The sequence below is a fragment of the Streptomyces sp. NPDC001933 genome (assembly GCF_042890955.1).
Classification (GTDB): Bacteria; Actinomycetota; Actinomycetes; order Streptomycetales; family Streptomycetaceae; genus Streptomyces.
The window spans coordinates 159,295-181,612 of sequence record NZ_JBIASS010000015.1 but is presented as its reverse complement, the minus strand read 5'-3'; the positions used below and the strand labels follow the sequence as shown (position 1 = coordinate 181,612).

Sequence of the window (22,318 nt, the reverse complement as noted above, 5' to 3'; positions counted from 1 at the left end):
GCGGACGACGGGGGCAGGTGACGACATGGCGGCGAATGGGGCGGGCACAGCCGGCGGGCGGGGTGGCGCCCTGTCGTTGACGGCGGAGATCCGGCGGGTCCTCGCCCTCGTGGACGCGCATGCGGCGCGGGCGGGCGGCGCCAGTGTCGCAGCAGACGCCACTTCCGCCTCTCCCACACCTTCGGCTTCCCCGCGAGGGAAGCCCACCGCACCCCCGGCGCCCCCGTCGTCCGACCACACCGCACCTGCGGCGGACGCCCAACCCGCCCACGTACCGGAGACAGCCCCCGCGACCGCCGCCCCGCTCACGGCCCTGACCTCCTGCTTCGGCCTCACGCCCTTCGAGCGCGACCTCGTCCTGCTCACCGCCGCCTACGAATTGGACCCCACCACGGCCGCCCGGTGCGCCGCCGCCAGCGGTGACCCGGAGCGGGCCCACCCCACCTTCTCCCTCGCCCTGGCCGCGCTGTCCGAGCCGCACTGGAGCGCGCTCACCCCGGTCGCCCCGCTGCGTCGCTGGCGCCTGGTGGAGCTCGACGACGAGTCGCGGCTGACCATGTCCCGGTTGCGGCTCGACGAGCGCATCCTGCATTTCCTGCTCGGCTCGCCCTACCTGGACGCCCGATTGCACGGCCAGTTACGCCGAACCCCGGTCGCCGACGGCCTGCCGCCCTCGTACGACCTGGCCGCGAACCGCGTCACCGCGGGCTGGACGACGGGCAGGCGCCCGGACGCCCCGCTCCTCGTCGAGCTGGTCGGCGGCGATCTGCGCAGCCGCGCCGACATCGCCGCCGCCGCGGCCGCCCGCGCCGGGCTCGGGATCTACGCGATGAACGCCGAGGACATCCCGACCGACCCCGCCGCCCGCGACGCCCTCGCCCGGCTCTGGCAGCGCGAGGCGATCCTGCTGCCGGCCGCGCTGCTCGTCGAGGTGGGCGAACTGGACCGGGACCAGCGGGCGGCGACCGAGGCGTTCCTGGCCGGGGCCGCCGTGCCCGTCGTCGTCTCCAGCGAGGACCCGCGGGCGTCGGAACGGGCGCGCGGCGAGCGGGTGAGCGTCCCGCACCTGGACGGCGAGGAACAACTTGGCTTGTGGGCCCGGGAGTTCGATGGCGTCGTCGACATCGAGGAGAGGCAGCTGCGGTCCCTGGTGGCGCAGTTCCAGCTGCCCCCGCATGTCGTACGCTCCGCGGCTGCGGCCGTCCGACGCGATCTGCCCGGCGAGGACGGACTCGACGGGGCACAGCTCGCCTGGCGGGCCGGCCTGGGCGAGGCCCGCGTCGGCATGGACGAGCTGGGGCGGCGCATCGAGCCCGAGGCGGGCTGGGACGACCTGGTGCTGCACGAGCGGCAGACCAGTGTACTGCGCGAGATCGTCGCGCATGTGCGGCAGCGGGCGAAGGTCCACCAGGAATGGGGATTCGCGGGAACACTGCGCCGGGGCCTCGGTGTCACCGCCCTATTCGCGGGCGGCTCCGGTACCGGCAAGACCCTGGCCGCCGAGGTGATGGCCAAGGAGCTCGGCCTCGACCTCTTCGTCATCGATCTCTCCCAGGTGGTCAGCAAGTACATCGGTGAGACCGAGAAGAACCTCCGCAAGGTCTTCGACGCCGCCGAACGCGGCGGCGCGCTGCTCCTGTTCGACGAGGCCGACGCCCTGTTCGGCAAGCGCAGCGAGGTCAAGGACAGCCATGACCGGTACGCCAACCTCGAAGTCAGCTATCTCCTCATGCGCATGGAGGCCTACCGGGGCCTCGCCATCCTCACCACCAACATGAAGAAGGCCCTTGACACGGCCTTCATGCGCCGCATCCGCTTCGTCGTCGACTTCCCCTTCCCCGCAGAGCAGGAACGTGCCGAGATCTGGCGCCGCGTCCTGCCGCCCCGGACCCCGGTCAAGGGCATCGAGCCGGACCTGCTCGCCCAGCTCACCGTCGCCGGCGGCTCGATCCGCAACATCGCGCTCTCCGGGGCCTTCCTCGCCGCCGAGGAGGGCGACCGCCTCCAGATGCGGCACATGCTCGCGGCGGCCCGTACCGAATACCTCAAGCTGGAACGCTCCTTGACACCGACGGAGGTCCGCGGATGGGTGTGAAGCGCGACGACCTCCGGGTGCCTCGTGACCCTCGCGAGATTCGCATCGATGTCGGCGAACTCGTCCTCGACGGCTTCCGCGTTGACCCCGACCGGGTCTCGGCGTCCTTCGAGCGTGAACTGTCCCGTCTCGTACGTGAACACGGCGTGCCCCTGGCCGCGGACGGCGCTCTCGTGTTGGAGGCCCTGTCCGGCCTGCCGCCACTCCCGGCAGGCCTGTCCGCCCGCCGCCTCGGCCAGGAGCTCGCCCGCGCGGTGCACGCCGGCCTCTCCGGACGCGGGGAGGTGACCCGATGAGCGCTGCGCCGACCCAGGACTCGCGCGCGGAGCAGTCCGCCGAACAGCGCCGCAGGAAGCGGAAGGAACGCGCAGCCAAGCACCGCGCGCCCGAGCCGAAGGACATCGTCAGCGGCGCCGGACAACCCCTCGACGTCGGCGTACGCCGGGAACTGGAGGAACAGCTCGGACACGACTTCAGCCGTGTACGCCTGCACACCGACCGGGATGCGGGCGTCCTCACCGACCTGCTCGGCGCGGACGCGGTCGCGGTCGGCCAGGACATCTTCTTCCGCGAGGGCGCCTACCGACCGGGCACCATCGACGGCCAACGCCTGCTCGCCCACGAGCTGTTGCACACGGTGCAGAACCCGGAGGGGCTCGGCGCGCTGCGGGCCGGGCGCGATCTCGGCGCGGTGAGCCTGCCGCAGCAGGCCGCGGAGCGGGAGGCGGAGGCGGGGGCGCAGCAGCTCGTACGCTCCGAGGAACAGGCCCCGGCAGGGACCCCGGAGATCGAGGCGGGGCAGGCCACCCCCGGCTGGATGCGGTACGCCACCGTCGACGCCGACCGGAACCGCATCGAGCAGATCGACCCGGCGACCCTGGTGGACCGCCTGACCAACTCGGTGGTGCGCTCGCTGCGCGGCGACCCGGAAGACCTGTCGAAGCGTACCCGCATGCAACTCGCCCGGCTGCCCGAAGAGTTACTGGACGGGGTGCTCGTCAGTCTGGAGAACCGCCTGCTCAGCTCGGAGCACGAGCGGGTGCTCGATCTGGTCGACGACATCGAGTACGTCGACGAGCTGGAGCAGAACTCCCTCGATGCGCCGGGCGTGGAGAGCGACGCGGCGGCGGACCTCTTCCTGGAGCGGGAGACGGCGTGGCGGACGGCCGAGGAGGAGCAGGAGCGGGAGTCGTTGCCCGAGGCGGCGCGGGGGCCGGAGAAGGAGCAGGCCCAGGCGGAGGGCGCGCCCGGGAGCACACCGGAGAACGGCTGGGAGCGCACGGAGGACGGGCAGCCGGCGACCGGGGTCGCCGTGGCCCCGCCCGGCAGGAGTCCGAAGCCCCGGCCGAAGCCGGGCACCGACTCGCAGCAGGACAGGGGAGGTTCGGGCGCGGGGGCCGGGGCCGGGGAGCAGCAGACGGCTCCGGCTGCCGCGCCTCGGCAGGAGTCGTCCTCGGGAGACGGTGCCGCTTCGGGCGGCGGGAAGTCCGAGGGCGGCCGGCAGGGGAGCGACAAGAAGGAAACGGGCGGCGCGGACGGCAAGGAAGGGCAGGACCAGCAGGGCGCCCCGGCCGCGAGCAAGGAGGAGTCCGCGGCGAGGAACCGTCCCGGCGCCGGCGACGCGCTGGCGGCGGGGAAGCAGCTCAAGCCGCAGGACAAGGCCGGGCAGGAGAAGCCCGGCGGCTCGTCCACGGCGTCCGGCAAGGACACCCAGCTGTCCGGCGCGGTCAGCAGGCTGGACGGCGTACGCAATCAGGACGTCGACGGCCCTGAGGAGAAGGCCGAGGACGATCCGTTCGGGGCGGGCAGCGAGTCGGAGGTCGAGGTCGGGGGCGCCGAGCCGAGCGCCTGGGACACCAAGCTCCAGCCGGAGGACTTTCTCCCGGCCGCCGACCTGGATGTGTCCGGTGTGCCGACCGCGGAAAAGTCGGAACCCGGGGCAGCCGATGGCGCGCTGCCGTCGTTCCCGGCGCCGCCGCCGACCAAGGCCGACAAGGTGCAGGCCGAGCGGGACGCCGAAGACGCCGAGGACGCAGCGGACGCGGATCTGGCGGAGCCAGACGAGGACGTGGTCGCGGGAGAGCCGGAGCCTTCCGCGGAGGCGGACGAATCGGCGGCCGTCGACGGGCAGTTGAGCGGCATCGATGTGGAGCGGGCCGAGGCCGCTCCGGTGGGCGTGGGCGCGGCGTCGAAGGACCCGAAGAGCGGCGACGACCCGAAGGCCGGTCCGGTTGCCGCGCAGACCACTGTGCAGGAGGCGCCGGGCAAGGCCGAGCCGGGGGGTGCGGCCAAGGAAGGCGCGGCCAAGGAGGAGAAGGGAACGCCGACCGCCGGGGACAAGGCGGGCAGTGCGCCGGAGAAGGCTTCCCAGCAGGCGGGTGGCAGCAAGTCGGCGGCTTCGGAGCCCGGGGCCAAGCCGTCGGGTTCACCTTCGGGGGCGACGTCGGCATCCGGATCCGGAAGCGGGACGGCGACCGGGTCCGGGTCTGGGGCTTCGGGCAAGAGCGAGCCGGCGCCCGAGTCGAAGGCACCCTCCACCGACGGACCCGGTGCCGGGAGCGGTCCCGCGCCGGAGGCGCCTGCGCCGAAGGCACCCGCGCCCGCTGCTCCGGAAACCGCGAAGGCTCCCGAGGCCCCGGCCCCGGAGGCCGCACCCGCCCCCGAGACCGCTCCGGCACCCAAGTCGACGGGCCGGAATCAGGGCTCGGCCACGAAGGGGCCGAGCGGGGGAGGAGGTGGCGGCAGCGCCGCCAAGGCGGCCCCCGGCAAGGGCAAGAAGGACTCGGCTCCGGCCCCGAACCTCACCACCGTGTCCCCCGAAGCGGGCCTGTCCACCGCCTCAAAGCTCAAACCCCACAAGGCACTTCAGGCAATGTCGGGAGTCGGCGGCGCGGCGGACCGCACAGTCGGCGACGAGCACAAGGCACTCGCGGCCGCCCCGCCCCAGATGCAGCGCCCGGCGGGTGCGCCACAGACCCTGGAGGGCAAGCCGAAGAGCGACGCCCCGGCCACGTACTCGCAGGACCCGGCACAGAAGTCCGAGGCCCCCAAGGACGAGAAGGCAGAGGTCAAGGGCGCCAAGGAGCCCGAGGGGCAGATCGAGGCGGAGAAGGCGGAGGAGCCCGGCGGCTGGGACACCTTCAAGATGGCCCTGGGCTTCATCGGCGGCAAGATCGTGAACGGGGTCGCGAGCTTCTTCGGCGCCGACAAACCCGTTGTGGACCCGCAGGAACTGGCCGCCAAGTTCGCCGGGCTGCCCACCAAGGACGAGGCGCTGAAGAAGGCCCAGGCGGGCAACGCGCCGGGCGTGCAGATGCAGGGCGCCGCCGAACAGACGGCCGGCGAGCAGAGCTCCAGCGTCGACACCAAGGGCCAGGAGACCGTCGCGACGGGCAGCGACGACGCGAGCCGCCCGATGGGCGAGAACCAGGTCTACCCCAACGCTCCCAAGGAGCAGATGAAGGGGAAGGTGCCTGGCGCCGACGGCGGCAAGGGCGGAGTCCCCGAGGCCGGCGCGTCCACCGGGGCCGTACCTCCCGAGGCCGCTTCAGAAGTCGCGGAGCACGACCGCGGCCCGCAGTTCCAACAGGCGTTCAGCCAGGGCCAGAAGGGCATGTCCGAAAGTCGGCAGACCAAGGACAAGGACTTCCGCGAGTCGCAGGCCAAGCACAAGGCGAAGGTCGACGCCGAGATCGCGACCAACACCAGGAGCCAGGCGGACCAGCGCGGGAAGGCGATGACCGAGGTCACCGCACAGCGCACCGACTGGCGTACCGAGCAGGACGGCGAACTCAAGAAGCTCGGTACGAAGAAGACGGACCGGCACGAGAAGGTCCGCAAGGACGTCAAGGACAAGGAAGAGAAGACAGACAAGGACGTCACCAAGGAAAAGGACGACGGCGACAAGAAGATCAAGGACGAGAACACCAAGGCGGAGAAGGACGCCGAGAAGCAGCGCGACGACAGCGTCAAGGAATCGGGCAACTGGGTAAGCAAGGCCTTCAACTGGATCAAAGACAAGGTCATCGAGATCAAGAAGGCGATCGTCCGTGTCATCAAGGAGGCACGGGACGCGGTCGTCGGCTTCATCAAGCACTTCAAGGAGACGGTGGAGCGCTGGATCAACGAGGCGCGCAAGTTCATCGTCGACACGATCAAGACGCTGATCAACGACCTGATCGAGTTCGCCAAGGCGATGGTGCGGGCCGTCATCGAACTGGCCAACCGCATCCGGAAGCTCATCACCTCGCTCATCGCGGCGGCGATCGCATTCGTGAACCGCCTCGCGGCGACGCTCAAGAAGATTGTCAGTGACCTCCTCGACGCGATCGCCAAACTGCTCAGCGACATCCTGAACATCCTGAAGAAGATGCTCATGGACGTCATCAAGGCGGTCGTCGACGCGGTCAAGACCGTCCTCGACTATGCCTCCAAACTCCTCGGCGCCCTGGGCGACTTCATGCTCATAGCGGTCGACTTCCTGTCCGACCCGGGCGGCTGGCTGAGCGGGGCGAAGAACTCCGCGGTGGACGGCGCGAAGAACCACCTCTTCCGCGAGGTCGTCTCGGCAGTGAAGACATGGTTCCAGTCGAAGATCGAGGAGATCATCGGCGTCCCGAAGGCGATCATCGAGCGGCTCATCAAGGGTGGCTTCACCCTGGAGAAGATCGTCAAGGAGACGTGGGACGCGGTCGTCCCCATGCTCCCGGTGATCATCGGCGAGATCATCATCACGAAGGTCATCGCGAAGCTGATCCCCGGCGCGGGCTGGGCGATGGCTGTCATAGACGCGATCCGCACGGCGATCGGCGCGCTGAGCGAGATCCTGCGGGCGATCGGCGCGGTCATCTCCTGGCTCAAGGTCGTCCGCATGGGCGGCGCGGGAATCCTCTTCGCGAAGGCGGTGGCGGCGGGGGTCGTCGCGCTCCTGGAGCTGGCTTACGAGGCGCTGATGAGCGGCATCGGCAAGTACGTCGCCAAAGTGGGCAAGCGGCTGAAGGGGGTGGCGGCGAAGCTCGGCAAGGGCGGCAAGGGGCCTGGCAAGGGGAAGGACGGCCAGGGCGGGGGCGACGACAAGGGCAAGAAGCCCGGCCAAGAGGGGAAGGCCGGTGACAAGCCCAAGGAGGGCACTCCCGCCAAGACCGGTCCGACCGGCACGCCGCCCGGCAAGAAGCCCACGCCCACGAAGGAAGAGGAGACCAAGGGCGGCGAGGCTGTGAAGCCGGGCAAGGGCAAGCCAGGCAGCGACAAGCAGGGCAAGGACGGGAAGAACGACGGCAAGCCGGACACCCGCCCGACACCGGCCCCGAAACCGGATCCCCAACCGAAGCCCAAGCCGGACCTGGACGCGAAGCCGAAGCCGAAGGGCGGGGACGGCAAGACCCCGGACAAGCCGAAGGATCAGGACGGCAAGACGCCGGACAAGACGAAGGACAAGGACAAGGACAGGGACAAGGACGGCGACGGCTCGAAGCCGAAGCAGGACAAGGGCGACGGAAAGCCGGGCAAGCCGAAGGACAAGGACGGTCCCGGCAAACCGAAGGACAAGCCTGGCGCGAAGCCGGGCGGGCGCAAGGGGCCGGGGAGGACGGGGCCGAAGCCTGGGAAGAGTGGGCCTGGGCGGCCGAAGTCCAGGGAGGACAAGGACAAGCGCAAGAAGGAGGAGGACTCCAAGGAGTCGAAGGACGAGCGTTTGCGCAGGATCGTCGCCCGCCTACGCCCACGGCTGACGCGACTGCTCCGCCATGGGGTCAACCCTCTTGTCCTCCGATCCCGTCTCGCCTCATGGCGGCTGTGGTACAGGCTTTCGGCCTTGTTGCTTGAGCAGGGTGGACATTTCACCGCCCGGATCAATCCGTCGATCACACTGAATGATCCGCAAGGGAAGACTGTCGATGCCAAAGAGTTGAGTCGGCTGCTGACGCCGATCGGTCGCGAGGCATACGACGACTACGTCGCCTCTCGCCAGGTCGCCATCTCACAAGGACGCTCAGACTTCACTGCGGGCAATGAGAACGCTCTTGAAGGACTTACCAAGATAGAAAAGCAGCAAGTCTTCGGCCAGCAGCCGCCACCGACGGAGAGGATCACTGTCCTGCCGGGCGTGCGCAATTACTACCCACAGGGCCAGATGCCCCCGCATTGGCAGCCAGGGGACATCGGCCACATACAAATGCGGCCGTCCAAGTACAAGGTGATGGTCGAGTCTCTGTTCAATCGTGCCGAGAAGCTTCGCATTCCTGCAGAACAGCTAACCAAAGCGCTTGCCACGGGTTCCGAGCGGGACATTCAAGGACTGCGACCGACGAACGTTCCCTACGGGCCGTTGACGAAGAACAAGGGCAAGGCTGTATACGGCTTCCAGAACAGGGTCCGCTCCGTTGTCACCCTGTTCCACTCGGGCGAGCCCGCGCGAAACAATGACGTGGCCGTACCGCAGGCTATTTCGTCGTCGATGCTCGACGTGAAGAATCAGAGGGGTTTGACGAGAGAGCAGTCGGAGTCTGAATCGCATCGTGTGATCGGCGGGGATCATGCACCCATGGCCATGGAGGATGCGCACAGGCGCAATCTCCCGCCGGCGAGGAGTCAACAGATCCAGGACCTCCGGGCGGAACGGGTCGGCAGCATCATTATCGATTTGCTCGAACAAGCACCGAATCTATCCCTGGTCACGTCGGCAAACTATGACCTACGCCCTCTGGCAGACGCCATACGCGACTGGTTGGCCGCGCACTTCAACGGCAAACCAGCAGAGGACCTGATCCGTGCCAGATCCGCACTCAAAGCGCAATTTGCGGTACTCCTCAAGAGCTATGATGGCTGAGCCGACTAGCAGATAGGGCGCTTCATAAATGGCAATCACATACCTGGTTCTTGGAACTGCTCCGGCGCAGGAGGAGTTCGTCGACCTCATTGATGACTCGTTGGGCGACCTTGACGACGACCTTGGAGTCGACCTCACGTATGTCGACCTCCAGGATCGCGGCGAGCATCTCCTGGTTCACGTCTACGAGGCGCCGGACAGCGAGGTTCGGGTCTCTGTGGTGAAGGACGACAGGACGCCGGTCGACTATCTGGCCGTCGAAGCTCCGACCCAGGAACTCCTGGACAGTGTTTCGGCATTCCTTCGTGAACGGCTCCCAGTGCAGGATCTGGAGACCCTCCAGTCCTCGGCTCGTCGCGATATTTTCGAGAATCCAGGTGCACTGGTAAAGCTTGCGATTGCATCCGGTGAACCTGACGAGACGACCGAGGGCATCATTCGGGATGCATTGAAGAGCGATGACCTGGCCGTGCTCAGTGCTGCGGTCGAGGCGGCCAGTCTGGCTGGCTGGCCATCTTTTGCAGGCGTTCTCGCGGATTACTACGCGCAGCACCCTGACAGGGAGATCAGGGAATTGGCAGGCAGGGCCTTGAATACTCTCATCATGGGAAATCCGTCGGGTTCTTGAGATCATTCAGCCGCGGCGCTAAGGCCGACTGGGAGGGGAATTCGTGTCATCCAAAATCCACCTGAAATGGTGTGGCCGAGACGGAGGGGTGGACCTGTGACCCGCTACACCGACATCCCCAAGCCCATCCGCTCCGGCATAGTCCTCATCGACCCCGACCGCGGCACCCCCCAGCGCATCATCGTCCTCCAGTTCAACCCCGACACCCTGGAGCGCAGCCTCTCGCCCCAGACCGCAGGCGCCGGCGGCGATTCCGGCGGTGGAGGCAGCGGAAACGGGGACCGGAACGAGGCGCTGCGGCTCAAAGGTCCCGCCCAGGAGACGTGGAAGTTCACCGCCGAGATCGACGCGACCGATCAGCTGGAGGTCGCCGCGCCCGACGGGATCCACCCCCAACTCGCCACCCTCGAAATGCTCGTGCAGCCCACCACCGCGCAGCTCCGCGAGGCGAGCCGGCTGGCCAAGAACGGCACCATCGAGATCAGCCCCATCGAGATGCCGCTGACCCTGTTCACCTGGGGGAGCAAGCGGGTCATGCCCGTGCGGCTCACCGAGCTGTCCATCAACGAGTCGGCCTTCGACGTGAACCTGAACCCCATCCGGGCCTCGCTCAGCATCGGCCTCAAGGTGCTCAGCGTCAGCGATCTGCCGGCCGGGCATCTGGGCGCCGATCTGTACATGGCGCACCTCGCACAGAAGGAGCGGCTCGCGAGCGCCGCACGCCGCGGAAGCCTGGGCGCGCTCGGGCTCAACGGGGTGCTGGGCGGATGAAGGAGATGCCCAACGGATGGAAGCGCGGAAACACCGATCAGGAAGGGCTGAGCCATCCCCATGGCTGACATAGAGCCGTACGAGAACGCCATGGACGCGATACCGGGCGCGCACCCGTACCCGAGATCGAGTCGCTACCACGACGCCGAGATCGGTATCCACCGGCAGGCTGACGGCACCGAAGTCCGGTACACCAAGCGGCGGTTACTGCCCCCGCTTCCGGACGAGGGCGACACGCAGCAGCACACCGTCGGCGCCGGCGAACGCCCCGATCTGCTCGGGCAGCGCTACTTCGGGGATCCGGGCCAGTGGTGGCAGATCGCCGATGCCAACCCCGTACTGGATCCCGGGGAGCTGACCGACGAGGCCGGCAGCACCATCGACATCCCGCTCGCCGGCGGCTTCCCGCAGGGGAGCCGCCGTGTCTGAGCAGCCCGTGGGGAAGGGCCCCGTCCACATCACCCTGCACATGGGGACTCAGCTCACCAGACCCGTGCCGCAGGAGGTCGCCGAGGCGTTGCTGTCCGCGCAGATCACCGCGACGGCGGGGGAGCGGAGCGGATTCCAGCTTGCCTTCGACCTCACGAAGAACGGGCTGATCAGCCGGCACCTCCTTCCCGAGGGGGCCTTCGATCCGAAGACGCGCCTCATCGTCACCGTCAGCGTCAAAGGCACACCCGAGGTGCTGCTCGACGGGCTGATCGTGCGCCAGGAGGTGGGGGCCAGCAACCAACCGGGCCATTCCACGCTCACCATCACCGGGGAAGACCTCACCCTCCTCATGGACCTGGAGGAACGGACCGACCGCTATCCCAACCTCCCGCCCTCCGAGCGCGTCCTCGCCATCCTGCGCCGGTACTCCGAGTACGGGATCCGCCCGGACGTCTACCGCGAGCAGATCCCCCAGCCGCCCCAGCAGAACCTGCGGGTGCACTACCAGACCGGCACCGATCTGAGTTACGTCAACGAGCTGGCCCGTGCCAACGGATACACCTTCTACCTGGAGCCGGGCCCTGCCATCGGCCAGTCGTCCGCCCGTTGGGGCCCGGAGGTCCGCCTCGGCATCCGCCAGCACGCCCTCAACGTCAACATGGACGCCAACTCGACCGTCGACCAGCTGACGTTCGCGTACGACGGCACCGCACGCCAGGAACCGCAGGCCCGGGTGCAGGATCCGGCGACCAGGTTCTCCGCCCTGCTGCCGCAGCCGGCGATCAGTCCGCTGCGGCCCCCGCTCGGCAGGCGGCCCACGCCTGCGCTCAGGCGCAAGACGCTGTCCGGCACCGCCAAGCAGCTGCGCGCGCAGGCCGAGGCCCAACTCCTCGCGCAGGCCGCCGTATCGGCCGACGTCATCAGCGGATCCGGGTCGCTCGACGTGAACCGGCACGGGTATCTGCTGCAGCCCCGCCAGCTGGTGGGTGTGCGCGGCGCGGGGCGGGCATACGACGGCGACTACTACGTCAAGTCCGTCACGCACAATCTGCGGCCGGGTTCCTTCCAGCAGAACTTCACGCTCTCCAGGGAGGGCCTGGAGGCGCAGAGCGACATCGTCCGACCCTGACCGCCCGAGCGAGCAACACCACACACACCAGGAGCAGTTCAGCATGGCGGCACCCAGCAATCGCTTCCTCGGCAAGTTCCGTGGCCGGGTCATGGACAACAACGACCCGCTGCACCTGGGCAGGGTCACCGTCGAGGTCCCCGACGTCCTCGGTGACGAGCCGTCGACCTGGGCGCTGCCCTGCCTGCCGTTCACCGGGCCCGAGGCCGGCCAGTTCGTGGTGCCGTCGAGGGGCACGGGCGTGTGGGTGGAGTTCGAGCAGGGCGACCCGAGCTTCCCGATCTGGACCGGCTGCTGGTACGGCGACGAGAAGGAACTGCCGCCCGACGCCAAGAAGTTGGTGGAGAGGCCGTCCGAGTTCAAGCCGGTCGTGGTGCAGACACCCGGGGCGCACAAGATCGTGATGTCGGACGCGCCGGGCGCCGAGCGGGGGATCAGACTGCAGGCCGACGGCGGCTCGTACATCCACATCACCAAGGAAAAAATCACCATCGCGACCGGTGAGGGCGCGGAGATCGTCCTTGAGGGCAGGCGAGTGACCATCAGCAAGGGCCTGACCGTGGACGCCAAGCAGTAGACAGGACGGGGGAAGAATCGAAGTGTCCGGGACAACCGGAGCATCCGGGAATCTGCTCGGCGAGGACGCCGTGATCAGCTGCCCGCACGGCGGCCGTGCCACGACCGCCACGCCATCGAACGGGCCGGTGCTCCTCAACGGAGTGCCGGTCCTCACCGGCGCGCACACCCATGTGGTCGCCGGCTGCCCGCACACCGTCGACGGTGTGCCCTCACCCTGTGTGGCCGTCCGCTTCACCGCGCAGGACACCGGCATCACCGTCGACGGCGCGCCCGTGCTGCTCGACACCTCCGCGGCCCAGTGCTTCTCGGCGGCGTCCGTCGCCCAGGGGCCGCCCTTCGTCCAGGCCACGCAGCGAGAGGTGACCGTCCCATGAGCCGACGGACCAGGGTCCGCAGCGACATCGCCTTCCCGTTCCGGGCCGACGGGCGGGGGCGCACCGCGCACGCGGATCACGACGAGCACGTACGGGACCTGATCGAGCAGTTGCTGTTCACCAGCCCCGGCGAGCGCGTCATGCGCCCCGACTTCGGCTGCGGACTCCGCGACCTGGTGTTCTCGCCCAGCAGCCCCGAGCTGACCAGCACCCTTGAGCTGTCCGTACAGGCCGCTCTGCAGCGCTGGCTCGGCGACCTGATCGAGGTCGAGGCCCTGGACATGGAGAGCGACGAGAACGTCGTACGCGTCCACCTCGCATACGCCGTGCGCGTCACCGGGACCCGCCGTGACGACGTCTTCGAAGGGAGGGCCCAGGCGTGAACAGCACCACGACAGGAACGACGACCGGCACCAGGCGGGCCAAGGTGAGAGCCGCACAGCTCAACGGAGTCGACTTCGTCGAGGTGAGCGACGACGGACTCACCCTGACCGTCACCTTCCTCGGCAAGGCCCCGCACGGCCTGTGCCCGGAGAACGTACGCATCGACGGCGGCCGCCGCATCACCGGCATCCGCGCCGAGGACGTGAGCGTCGAGCGCGAGGAGGACCCGGAGCTCGACGACCGCCTGTACGTCACCCTCGACAGGGCGGGCGACTCCTCCCGCTACCGGCTCTCGCTCGTGGAGGCCGATCCGTACGGGCGGCCCGGCGAGGTGCCCTTCCGCGGCTTCGACCAGCGCTACCACGGCGCCGGGTTCGTCTTCCGCCCCGACTGCCCGGCACCGTTCGACTGCAAGGAGGCGCCCCACCGGGGGGAGAGCTTCCCAACGGCGCCGGTCATCGACTACACGGCCCGCGACTACGGGACGATCCGCAAGCTGCTCCTGGACCGGCTCGCGCTCACCACTCCCGACTGGGCCGAGCGGAGCCCCGCCGACCTCGGTACGACCCTGGTCGAGCTGCTCGCACACACCGGCGACCGGATCAGCTACCAGCAGGACGCGGTCGCCACCGAGGCATATCTGGACACCGCCCGCCGCCGGATCTCCGTACGCCGCCACGTACGGCTCATCGACTACGCGATGCACGACGGCGTGGGCGCACGGGCCTACGTCGCCGTCGAGACGGCCGGCGAACACACCCTGCTGCCGGGAACCTTCCGCTTCGCCTCCGTGGACATCCGCGCCCTCGACCCGCACGACACCCCCGGACCCGGCACCGTCATCGACGACGCGGACCTCGCCGACCTGGACGAACGCGGCGCGGTCGAGGTCTTCGAACCGGTCGCCGCCGACGAGCCGCTGCGACTGCTCGACGCCCACAACGCGATCCGCCTGTGGACCTGGGGCGGCGAGGCGACCGGCCTGCCCAAGGGCGCGACCGCCGCCACCCTGCGCGACGAGTGGCGCGATCCGGAGCTCTGCCAGGAGCGACGGCTCGACCTCCGCCCCGGCGACGTACTGATCCTCGAAGAGGTGAAGGGTCCGCGCACCGGCACCCCGGGCGACGCCGACCCCGCCCACCGCCAGGCCGTCCGCGTCACCTCCGTCACCCCCGGCGTCGACCGCATCGAGGACCAGCCCGTCCTCGACGTCACCTGGGCCGCCGAGGACGCCCTGCGCTTCCCGCTGTGCCTGGCCACACTCCAGGGCCGCGACTGTGCACCCGTCGAGGACGTCAGCCTGGCGCGCGGCAACGTCGTGCTCGTCGACCACGGCCGCTCTCTGACCCGGTGCGGCGACGGCCTGCCCGAGACGGTGACCGTGCCGCACGCCCCGGCCGTGGCCGGCGCCTGCGGCACCCCGTCCTTCGGCTGCGCCGACCGCGACGAGGGCAACGCACCGGCCCGGCTCATCAACTTCCTTGCCGACAAGGCGGAATGCGGTACGTCGCTGAGCGCGGACGACATCCGTGAGCTGTTCGACGTCGTCGGCGAGGCGGAGACCGACCGCGCCGGGCTCGGCCTCGAACTCGCCGGGCAGCACGGCCGCGAGCGCGTGGTCCCCGGCACCTCCTACGCCCAGGCCGCCGCACTCAGAACCCTCCTCGCCCAGTCCGTCTACCCGGGCCTCGCACCCCGCTTCCACCCCAGGCCAGGCCGCTCACCCATCATCCAGGCCGTCGCCTTCCCGGACCCGGCCCAGGTCAGCAAGGGCCAGGCCGACCGGCTCGCGGCGATCCCCGAGCGGATCAGGCAGCGCCTGGTCGAGCTGTGGCGCAGCGCCCGTTCCCGCGACGGGCTCGACGAGGCGGAGATCGCCGAACTCACCGTCCTCTACGGACTGAAGACCCTGGAACACCTCGAACTCCACCGCCATCCGGTCCGCGCCCTGCGCGAACTCCTCCACCGGAGCGACCGGTTGATCGCGGGCAAACTGCGCCGCATCGAGGTCCTCACCGCCCGCGCCCGCGCCGGCACGGTCCTCGACGGACACATCGCCTGGGAGATCGCCCACAGCTGGGGCCCGGCGTACGCGGCCGGACTCCACCCCGACGAGCCCGTCCTGCGCGGCCCGGCCTCCGCCGCCCTCGCCCACGACCCGTGCCATGCCCTGCCCGCCGTGAGCGTCCACGACGGCGAACACATCTGGGAGCCACGCCGCGACCTGCTCGAAAGCGGTCCCCGCGACCGGCACTTCGTCGGCGAGCTCGACGACGACGGCCGCCTCGCCCTGCGCTTCGGCGACGGCCTGAACGGCGCCCGGCCCACCCCGGGCGCCCGCCTGGAGCTGCGCTACCGGCTCGGTGGCGGCACCGCCGGCAACGTCGGCGCCGAGGCCATCAACCACCTGGTGGTCTGCCGGGAGGACGACGCACCGGTCCCCGTCGCGGGCGTACGCAACCCGCTGCCCGCGCTCGGCGGAATGGAACCCGAACCCCTTGAACAGGTAAGGCAGCTGGCCCCGCTCGACCTGCGCCGCACCCGGCTGCGCGCCGTCACCGCCGAGGACTACGCGGCGCTCGCCTCGGCTCTGCCCGGGGTGCAGCGAGCCGCCGCCGAGATCCGGTGGACCGGCAGCGTCCAGGAGGTCCACGTCGTGATCGACGCGTACGGCACCGGCACTCCCGGGCCCGCCCTGCTCGACTCGGTCGCGCACGCCCTGGAGACGTACCGGCGCATCGGCCACGACCTGGTGGTCAGCCCCGCCCGGCCGACCCCGGTGGACATCGGGCTGTGCGTGACCGCGAAGCCGGGGCACCAGCACGGGCAGATCCTTGCCGAGCTGTACCGCGTCCTCGGCCGCGGACGGCTGCCCGGCGGGCGGCTCGGCTTCTTCCACCCGGACGCGCTGACCTTCGGCGAGCCGGTGCGGCTCAGCCGTCTCGTCGCGGTTGCGGCCGCCGTCCAGGGAGTGGAGAGCGTCCAGGTCACCCGGTTGCGGCGCCTGTTCGATGAGGACCGCGGAGAGAGGGAGGAAGGCGTGCTGCGGCTCGGCCCGCTGACGATCGCCACCTGCGACAACGATCCGGACCGGCCCGAGAACGGCCGCCTGGAGATCACCCTGGGAGGTGCCCGATGAGTGACTTCGACGAGTGCACCCGCGGCGGCGTGTGCGGCGGCGGTCATGACGAGCGCCGGGCGCCGTCCGCCCCGCACAACCCGCCGGGCCGTACCGCACTCGACTACCGGGTCGGCGACTACGGCTCCTTCCTGGCAGCCCTCCACGACCGGCTCGCCTCACCCGCCTACCCGGCACTGGACCGGCTCACCGTCCGTACCCCCGACGACCCGGCGCTCGGCCTGCTCGACGCCACCGCCGTCCTCGGCGACCTGCTCACCTTCCACTCCGAGCGGATCGCCGACGAGGCCTATGTGCGCACCGCCAACGAGCACCGCTCGCTGGTGCTGCTGGGCCGGCTGGTCGGACACCGGCCGCGCCCCGGCGTCGCCGCCTCCACCCACCTCGCGTACCGCCTCGACCGGGACCCGCGGGCCGAGGCGCTGCCCGTGCTCATCCCGCGCGGCGCACGCAGCCACTCCGTGCCCGCCTCCGCCGACGAGGAGTCCCTGACCTTCGAGACGGGCCGGGACCTGATGGCCCGCTGGGACTGGAACGAGCTCAAGGTGCGCCGCCGCCGGGCCACGCTCATCACCCCGGACGACGTGGAGCGCCGCTCCGAGCTGTTCGTCGAGGGCACCGACCACTCCCTGCACACGGGGGACCAGCTGCTGTTCGTCTTCGAGGAGAAGGCGGGCGGCGACCGGCGCCTCGCGCCCATAGCGCGGGTCCGCGTCGACCGGGACGAAGACATCACCGGTATCGGCCTGCCCATATCGGCGCCGCCGACCCTGACGGAACTCGTCGACGAGGTGCGGCGCTGGGTCGCCGAACCGGAGGGACCGGGCGAGCCGGGCGAGGAGCCGCCCACGCCTCAGGTGCCCAACCCGCGGCCGGTCAGCCTGTTCATCGAGGAGTTCGACCAGCAGGTGCTCGCACCCCTGAGGGCCGACCTGCCGGGCATCAGGACGCCGGGGAAGCTCGCCGACCGGCTCGCCGAGCCGGTGGAGCGCCTCGGTGAGGCGCAGGTCCTCGCCGAGGCGTACGAGGACGTCGCGGCCTGGTTCGAGCAGCTGGAGGCAGTCCTCGCCGAACTCGCCGACCGGGCAATGGATTTGGCGCCCGGCCGACCGGTGGACGAGGACGAGCGGGCCGCGGTGCGGAAGTACACCGCGCAGCGGCAACAACCCAGGGCCGCCGCCTTCGACGCCCTGGCCGCCCTCGTGCCCGCCCTCACCAGTGGCCGGGCCGCCCGCGCCGGCCTCACCCCCGCCGGCCAGGCCCCGGGTGCCGACACGGCCCGTCTCCTCGCGGCCCTGCACCCCGGCCTGGCCCGCACCCTCCCGTCGGCCCTGCGCGAGGCCAAGGCGCCGAGCGCGCCCAAGCTGCTGCGCGAGCTCCTCGCCATGCGGGTACGGACCGCCCCGTTCGGAGCGACGGCCCCGCTCAAACCGGTCCAGGACGACCGCGGCCGGGTCGTCCGCACCGCCGACTGGCCGCTCACCGGCGCCGTACTGACCAGCATGCGCGTCGTCTTCGACACCTCGGGCAAGGTCCCGGAGAAGGCGGAGTTCCAGTACATCGAGGGCAGCGCCTCCGACCAGCGGTCGGAGAACCTGCTCGGCCAGTCGAACATCCCGACGTTCCCGCTCGGCCCCGGCACCGTCGACCTGTCGACCCGCACCGCCCCGGATCGCGAACTGAGCTGGCTGGCCCGGCGCCCCACCGACTCCCAGGAGCCCGGCGTCACCGCCCGGCTGCACGCGGGGCTGCCCGAAATCGGGCTGTTCGTGTCCCGGCCCGACGACGCGAACCGCATCCAGGTCGTCGTCAGCAACGGCTCGTCCGAGCCGGTGATCCTGCTGCCCGGCGTGCCCCAGCAGGTCACCCGCGACGGGTACGAGGTGACGCTCAAGTACACGGCGGCCGGCACCCAGCCGGACGTGGAGATCGTCATCGCCGGCAGGCCCGAGCCGGTCGACCGCACGATCCTGCAACTGGACAGCGTGCAGGACGCCATCACCGTCGGCAGCTGGGTCGCGGTCCTGCGCCCCGGGAAGAGCCGGCAGACCCGCCCGCCCGGCGACCCGGACCTGGGATTCGTCACCACCAAGGTCACGGCGGTGCGCACCGCCGCGTACGCCAACTACGGGATCACCGGGCGCGGCACCGAACTCGTCCTCGCCGACCCGTGGTTGGACGAGAAGGACGTGCTGCTCTCGCACATCAGGGACACCACGGTGTACGCGGCCGGGGAGCCGCTGCGGATGGCGGACGAGCCGCTCGGCGAGGACGTCCACGGCAACGAGATCGAGCTGGCCGACCTGCACGAGGGCCTCCGTCGCGGCCGGACGCTCATCGTCAGCGGGGAGCGCAGCGACATCCCCGGCACGGCCGGCGTCGAGGCCACCGAGGTCGTGGTGATCGCCGAGGCCGAGCGCGCCACCGACCCGACCGCCCCGGACGGGCCCTCCCACACCAGGCTCACGCTCACCGCCGACCTCGCCCACCGCTACCGCCGCGAGACGGTTCGGATCCTCGGCAACGTGGTGGAGGCGACCCACGGCGAGAGCCGCGACGAACCCATCGGCAGCGGCGACTCCGAGCGCACCGACCAGACCTTCGCGCTCTGGCAGTCCCCGCTCACCTGGATGGCCGCCGACACCCCTCTGGGCGCCACACCCGCCCTCGAGGTACGCGTCGACGGTCTGCTCTGGCACGCCGTCGACAGCCTCGCCGGACGCGGCCCCCGCGACCGCGTCTACATCACCGGCACCACCGCAGACGGCCGCACCACCGTGACCTTCGGCGACGGAGTGCACGGCGCCCGGCTGCCCAGCGGCCACGAGAACGTCCGCGCCCGCTACCGCTTCGGCACCGGCAAGGCAGCCAATGTCGACGCGGACCGCATCACCCAGGCCGTCACCCGCCCCCTCGGTGTCACCGCGGTCACCAATCCGCGGCCCGCCACCGGAGGCGCCGACGCGGACGCGCCCGCGCTCACCCGCCGCACCATTCCGCTGTCGGTCGCGGCCCTGGACCGCCTCGTCTCGGCCCCCGACTACGAGGACTTCGCCCGCTCCCGCGCCGGGATCGGCCGGGCCTCGGCCCGTGAACTCTTCGACGGCAGAAGGCGGTTGCTGCATGTCACGGTCGCCGGCACGGACGACGTCCCGATCGCCGATCACACCGGCGAATCGGACCTGCTGCGCTCCCTGCGCGCCTCCCTCGCCGAGTACGGCGACCCGCGCCTGACCGTGCGGGTCGACGTACGCGAACTCGTGGTGCTGCTCCTCGCGGCCAGGGTCAAGGTGGCCCCCGACCACTCCTGGGAGACCGTCGAGCCGCGGCTGCGCCAGACGCTGCTTCGCCGACTCGGTTTCGAGGGACGGGAGCTGGACCGGCCCGCCGCCCTGTCCGAGGTCCTCGCCACGGCGCACTCGGTGCCGGGCGTCGACTACCTGGACGTCGACGTGTTCACCGGCGTCCCCGCCTCGGCGACCCCCGGCGAGCTGGCCGACCTGGTCACCGACCCCGGTCCGCCGCGCCCCGTCGTCCTGGCGCGCTCGGCGACGTACGACGAACGCGTCCACACCGTGCGCGACAAGGACGGCGAGACGCTGTCGGCCGTCAGCGCCCGCTACGGGCTGCCGCTCGCCGAACTGCTGCGCCTCAACCCCGACATCACCGACACCCGGCGTCTGGCCAGGGGCCGTTCGGTGTACGTCTTCCGCGGCATCCGCCCGGCGCAGCTCGTCATGCTGTCGCCGAAGGCCGCGGACACGATCGTTCTCACGGAGGTCAAGTGATGTCCCGAGAGCCGGACGGCCTCGCCGATCTGCTGCCCCAGTGGCACCGACTGCGCGACGCCGAGGAGGGCGAGCCGCTGCGGGCGCTGCTCGCCGTCATGGCCGAACAGCTGGACCGGGTGCGCGACGGTGTCGAGCAGGGCTACGAGGACCTGTTCGTGGAGACGGCCGCGCCCTGGGTACTGCCGTACCTCGGCGACCTCGTGGGCTACCGGACCCTGCCCGGCTACGAGCGGGTCCTCGCCCCCGGCCTGCGCGGGGCCACTACGGCCGGACTGGAGCAGGCCATCGCGCCACGCCGCGATGTCGCCGCGACCGTCGCCAACCGGCGCCGCAAGGGCACCCTGCACCTCCTGGAGGAGATCTCCGAGCAGGTCGCGAACTGGCCCGCCCGCGCGGTCGAGCTGTCGCGGCTCGTCTCCCATCAACAGCCGGTCAAGCTGTACGCGGACGGGGCCGGGCACCGCATCGAGCGCGGGCGGACCGCCGACCTGCGCGACGGCGCGGCGCTCGATCTGGCCGGCGGGCCCTTCGGGGCGGTCTCCCGCGCGGTGGATGTGCGGCGCGCCGATTCCCGCTACCGGCAAGGGGGCTTGAGCCCGGCCGGGGTGGCGCTGTTCGTATGGCGGCTCAAGGCGTATCCGCTGACCACGTCACCCGCGTACTGCGTCGACCGGGCCCGCAACCTGTACACCTTCTCCATCCTCGGCAACGACAGCCCGCTGGTCACCAAGCCGGAGCCGGAGCCGTCCGCCACCCACATCGCGACGGTCGACAACGTTCCGGCGTTCATCCGGCGCCGCCAACTGCACGACCGGCTCGCCGACTACTACGGGCCCGGCAAGAGCTTCGTCATCCGCCGCGACGGCGAGGACGAGCCCGTGCCGCTGTCCGACATCGTGGTCGCCGACCTTTCGCAGTGGCGCTACCGGCCGCGGGGCGGACAGGTCGCCGTCGACCCCGAGCTGGGCCGGATCGCGTTCGGCGCGCGGTCCGCGCCCCGGCAGGGCGTGTGGGTCGACTACCACTACGCGTTCGGCGCCGACATGGGCGGCGGCCAGTACCCGCGCGACCGCGTCGAGCGGCCCGACGCCACCGTGTACCGGGTGGGCCCCGGCCAGACGTACCGGCAGATCATGGACGCCTACCGGGCCTGGCAGCACGACCGCCGGGCGGGCACCTGCGGGCCCGACGGCATCGTCGAGATCACCCACAGCGGCGCCTACCAGGAACAGCTGGACTTCGACCTCGACCCGGGCGACCGCTTCGAGCTCCGTGCCGCGGAGGGCGCACGTCCCGTCATCCGGCTCCTGGACTGGTACAGCAACCGGCCAGACGCCCTCAACGTCCGTGCCGTGCGGGAGGACTGCGCGCCCGGGGAGCGACCGCGCATCGTGCTCGACGGGCTGCTCGTGGCCGGGCGCGGCATCAACGTCACGGGCCCGATGGGCGCGGTCGTCGTACGGCACTCGACGCTCGTTCCCGGCTGGTCCCTGGAGCCGGAGTGCGCTCCGCACTCACCCGACGAGCCCAGCATCGTCCTGGAACGCACCACCGCCTGCCTCCAGATCGAGGACAGCGTCCTCGGCACCATCGAGGTCATCGGCGACGAGGTGTCCGAGGAACCCCTCGACATCCACCTGCGCGACTCGATACTCGACGCCACGGGGCCCGACCGGGAGGCGCTGTCCGCACCGGACTGCCGGCACGCACATGCCGTACTGCACATCCACCGCTCCACCGTGATCGGCGAAGTGCACACGCACGCGGTGCGCATCGCCGAGAACTCGGTCTTCACGGGGCGGCTGCACGTCGCGCGGCGCGGTATCGGCTGCATGCGCTTCTCCTGCGTTCCCGCCGGGTCACGCACCCCGCGCCGCTACCGTTGCCTGCCCGACCTCACGGGCCCCGGCGGCGCCGCGAAGGTGCGGCCGCTGTTCACCTCCGAGCGCTACGGGACCCCCTGGTACGGAGAGCTGGCGGAACGATGCGCCGAGGAGATCCGGCGCGGCGCCGAGGACGGGGCCGAGATGGGCGCCTTCCACGACCTGTACCGGCCGCAGCGCGAGGACAGCCTGCGGGCCCGTCTCGCGGAGTACGTGCCCGCCGGGACCGACGCCGGGATCTTCTTCGTGACCTGAGCCGAGCCGCACCCGAGGGCGTCTGCCGCGCC

13 protein-coding genes are annotated in these 22,318 nt (G+C 70.8%); all 13 read left to right on the top strand.

Annotated elements, in window-relative coordinates; translation table 11 throughout:
* Positions 1–25 precede the first annotated feature (25 nt).
* The 13 genes from ACFYY7_RS31305 (at position 26) to ACFYY7_RS31245 (ending at position 22,286) form a co-directional block, all read left to right on the top strand.
* Complete coding sequence (locus tag ACFYY7_RS31305) at positions 26–2,095, top strand: ATP-binding protein (RefSeq protein ID WP_388667040.1); 2,070 nt, start codon at positions 26–28, stop codon at positions 2,093–2,095.
* On the top strand, positions 2,086–2,391 hold the full coding sequence (locus ACFYY7_RS31300; protein ID WP_388667037.1) for a hypothetical protein: 306 nt from the start codon (positions 2,086–2,088) through the stop codon (positions 2,389–2,391). Before ACFYY7_RS31305 ends, ACFYY7_RS31300 begins: the two co-directional genes overlap by 10 nt.
* Positions 2,388–8,921: a DUF4157 domain-containing protein gene (locus ACFYY7_RS31295; protein WP_388667035.1), complete on the top strand. Its 6,534-nt coding sequence runs from the start codon at positions 2,388–2,390 to the stop codon at positions 8,919–8,921. Before ACFYY7_RS31300 ends, ACFYY7_RS31295 begins: the two co-directional genes overlap by 4 nt.
* A gap of 28 nt (positions 8,922–8,949) precedes the next feature.
* The gene (locus tag ACFYY7_RS31290; protein ID WP_388667032.1) at positions 8,950–9,549 is read left to right on the top strand and encodes a hypothetical protein; all 600 of its coding nucleotides are present in this window, start codon (positions 8,950–8,952) and stop codon (positions 9,547–9,549) included.
* 96 nt (positions 9,550–9,645) lie between these two features.
* Positions 9,646–10,320: a hypothetical protein gene (locus tag ACFYY7_RS31285; RefSeq protein ID WP_388667030.1), complete on the top strand. Its 675-nt coding sequence runs from the start codon at positions 9,646–9,648 to the stop codon at positions 10,318–10,320.
* A gap of 60 nt (positions 10,321–10,380) precedes the next feature.
* Positions 10,381–10,749: a hypothetical protein gene (locus tag ACFYY7_RS31280; RefSeq protein ID WP_388667027.1), complete on the top strand. Its 369-nt coding sequence runs from the start codon at positions 10,381–10,383 to the stop codon at positions 10,747–10,749.
* Entirely contained in the window at positions 10,742–11,881 is a 1,140-nt protein-coding gene (locus ACFYY7_RS31275; RefSeq protein WP_388667024.1) for a hypothetical protein, read from the top strand. The genes ACFYY7_RS31280 and ACFYY7_RS31275 overlap by 8 nt, the downstream gene beginning before the upstream one ends.
* A 43-nt stretch (positions 11,882–11,924) precedes the next feature.
* Positions 11,925–12,458 carry a phage baseplate assembly protein V gene (locus ACFYY7_RS31270; protein WP_266727809.1) on the top strand — a complete coding sequence of 178 codons (534 nt, stop codon included), beginning with the start codon at positions 11,925–11,927 and terminating at the stop codon, positions 12,456–12,458.
* A 22-nt stretch (positions 12,459–12,480) separates the two neighbouring features.
* Positions 12,481–12,834 (top strand): hypothetical protein, encoded by a 354-nt coding sequence (locus tag ACFYY7_RS31265; protein WP_376629888.1) that lies wholly within the window; start codon positions 12,481–12,483, stop codon positions 12,832–12,834.
* Entirely contained in the window at positions 12,831–13,217 is a 387-nt protein-coding gene (locus ACFYY7_RS31260; protein WP_388667020.1) for a GPW/gp25 family protein, read from the top strand. Before ACFYY7_RS31265 ends, ACFYY7_RS31260 begins: the two co-directional genes overlap by 4 nt.
* The gene (locus ACFYY7_RS31255) at positions 13,214–16,357 is read left to right on the top strand and encodes a putative baseplate assembly protein (RefSeq protein ID WP_388667018.1); all 3,144 of its coding nucleotides are present in this window, start codon (positions 13,214–13,216) and stop codon (positions 16,355–16,357) included. Before ACFYY7_RS31260 ends, ACFYY7_RS31255 begins: the two co-directional genes overlap by 4 nt.
* On the top strand, positions 16,354–20,145 hold the full coding sequence (locus tag ACFYY7_RS31250) for a putative baseplate assembly protein (protein ID WP_388667015.1): 3,792 nt from the start codon (positions 16,354–16,356) through the stop codon (positions 20,143–20,145). The genes ACFYY7_RS31255 and ACFYY7_RS31250 overlap by 4 nt, the downstream gene beginning before the upstream one ends.
* Positions 20,145–22,286 (top strand): hypothetical protein, encoded by a 2,142-nt coding sequence (locus ACFYY7_RS31245; protein WP_388667013.1) that lies wholly within the window; start codon positions 20,145–20,147, stop codon positions 22,284–22,286. Before ACFYY7_RS31250 ends, ACFYY7_RS31245 begins: the two co-directional genes overlap by 1 nt.
* The last annotated feature ends 32 nt before the right edge of the window (positions 22,287–22,318 follow it).

What these genes read in the sequence shown, in the direction of transcription:
- ACFYY7_RS31305 (WP_388667040.1), top strand. Translation starts at nt 26, where the DNA reads ATGGCGGCGAATGGGGCGGGCACAGCCGGCGGGCGGGGTGGCGCCCTG.
- ACFYY7_RS31300 (WP_388667037.1), top strand. Translation starts at nt 2,086, where the DNA reads ATGGGTGTGAAGCGCGACGACCTCCGGGTGCCTCGTGACCCTCGCGAG.
- ACFYY7_RS31295 (WP_388667035.1), top strand. Translation starts at nt 2,388, where the DNA reads ATGAGCGCTGCGCCGACCCAGGACTCGCGCGCGGAGCAGTCCGCCGAA.
- ACFYY7_RS31290 (WP_388667032.1), top strand. Translation starts at nt 8,950, where the DNA reads ATGGCAATCACATACCTGGTTCTTGGAACTGCTCCGGCGCAGGAGGAG.
- ACFYY7_RS31280 (WP_388667027.1), top strand. Translation starts at nt 10,381, where the DNA reads ATGGCTGACATAGAGCCGTACGAGAACGCCATGGACGCGATACCGGGC.
- ACFYY7_RS31270 (WP_266727809.1), top strand. Translation starts at nt 11,925, where the DNA reads ATGGCGGCACCCAGCAATCGCTTCCTCGGCAAGTTCCGTGGCCGGGTC.
- ACFYY7_RS31260 (WP_388667020.1), top strand. Translation starts at nt 12,831, where the DNA reads ATGAGCCGACGGACCAGGGTCCGCAGCGACATCGCCTTCCCGTTCCGG.
- ACFYY7_RS31250 (WP_388667015.1), top strand. Translation starts at nt 16,354, where the DNA reads ATGAGTGACTTCGACGAGTGCACCCGCGGCGGCGTGTGCGGCGGCGGT.
- ACFYY7_RS31245 (WP_388667013.1), top strand. Translation starts at nt 20,145, where the DNA reads ATGTCCCGAGAGCCGGACGGCCTCGCCGATCTGCTGCCCCAGTGGCAC.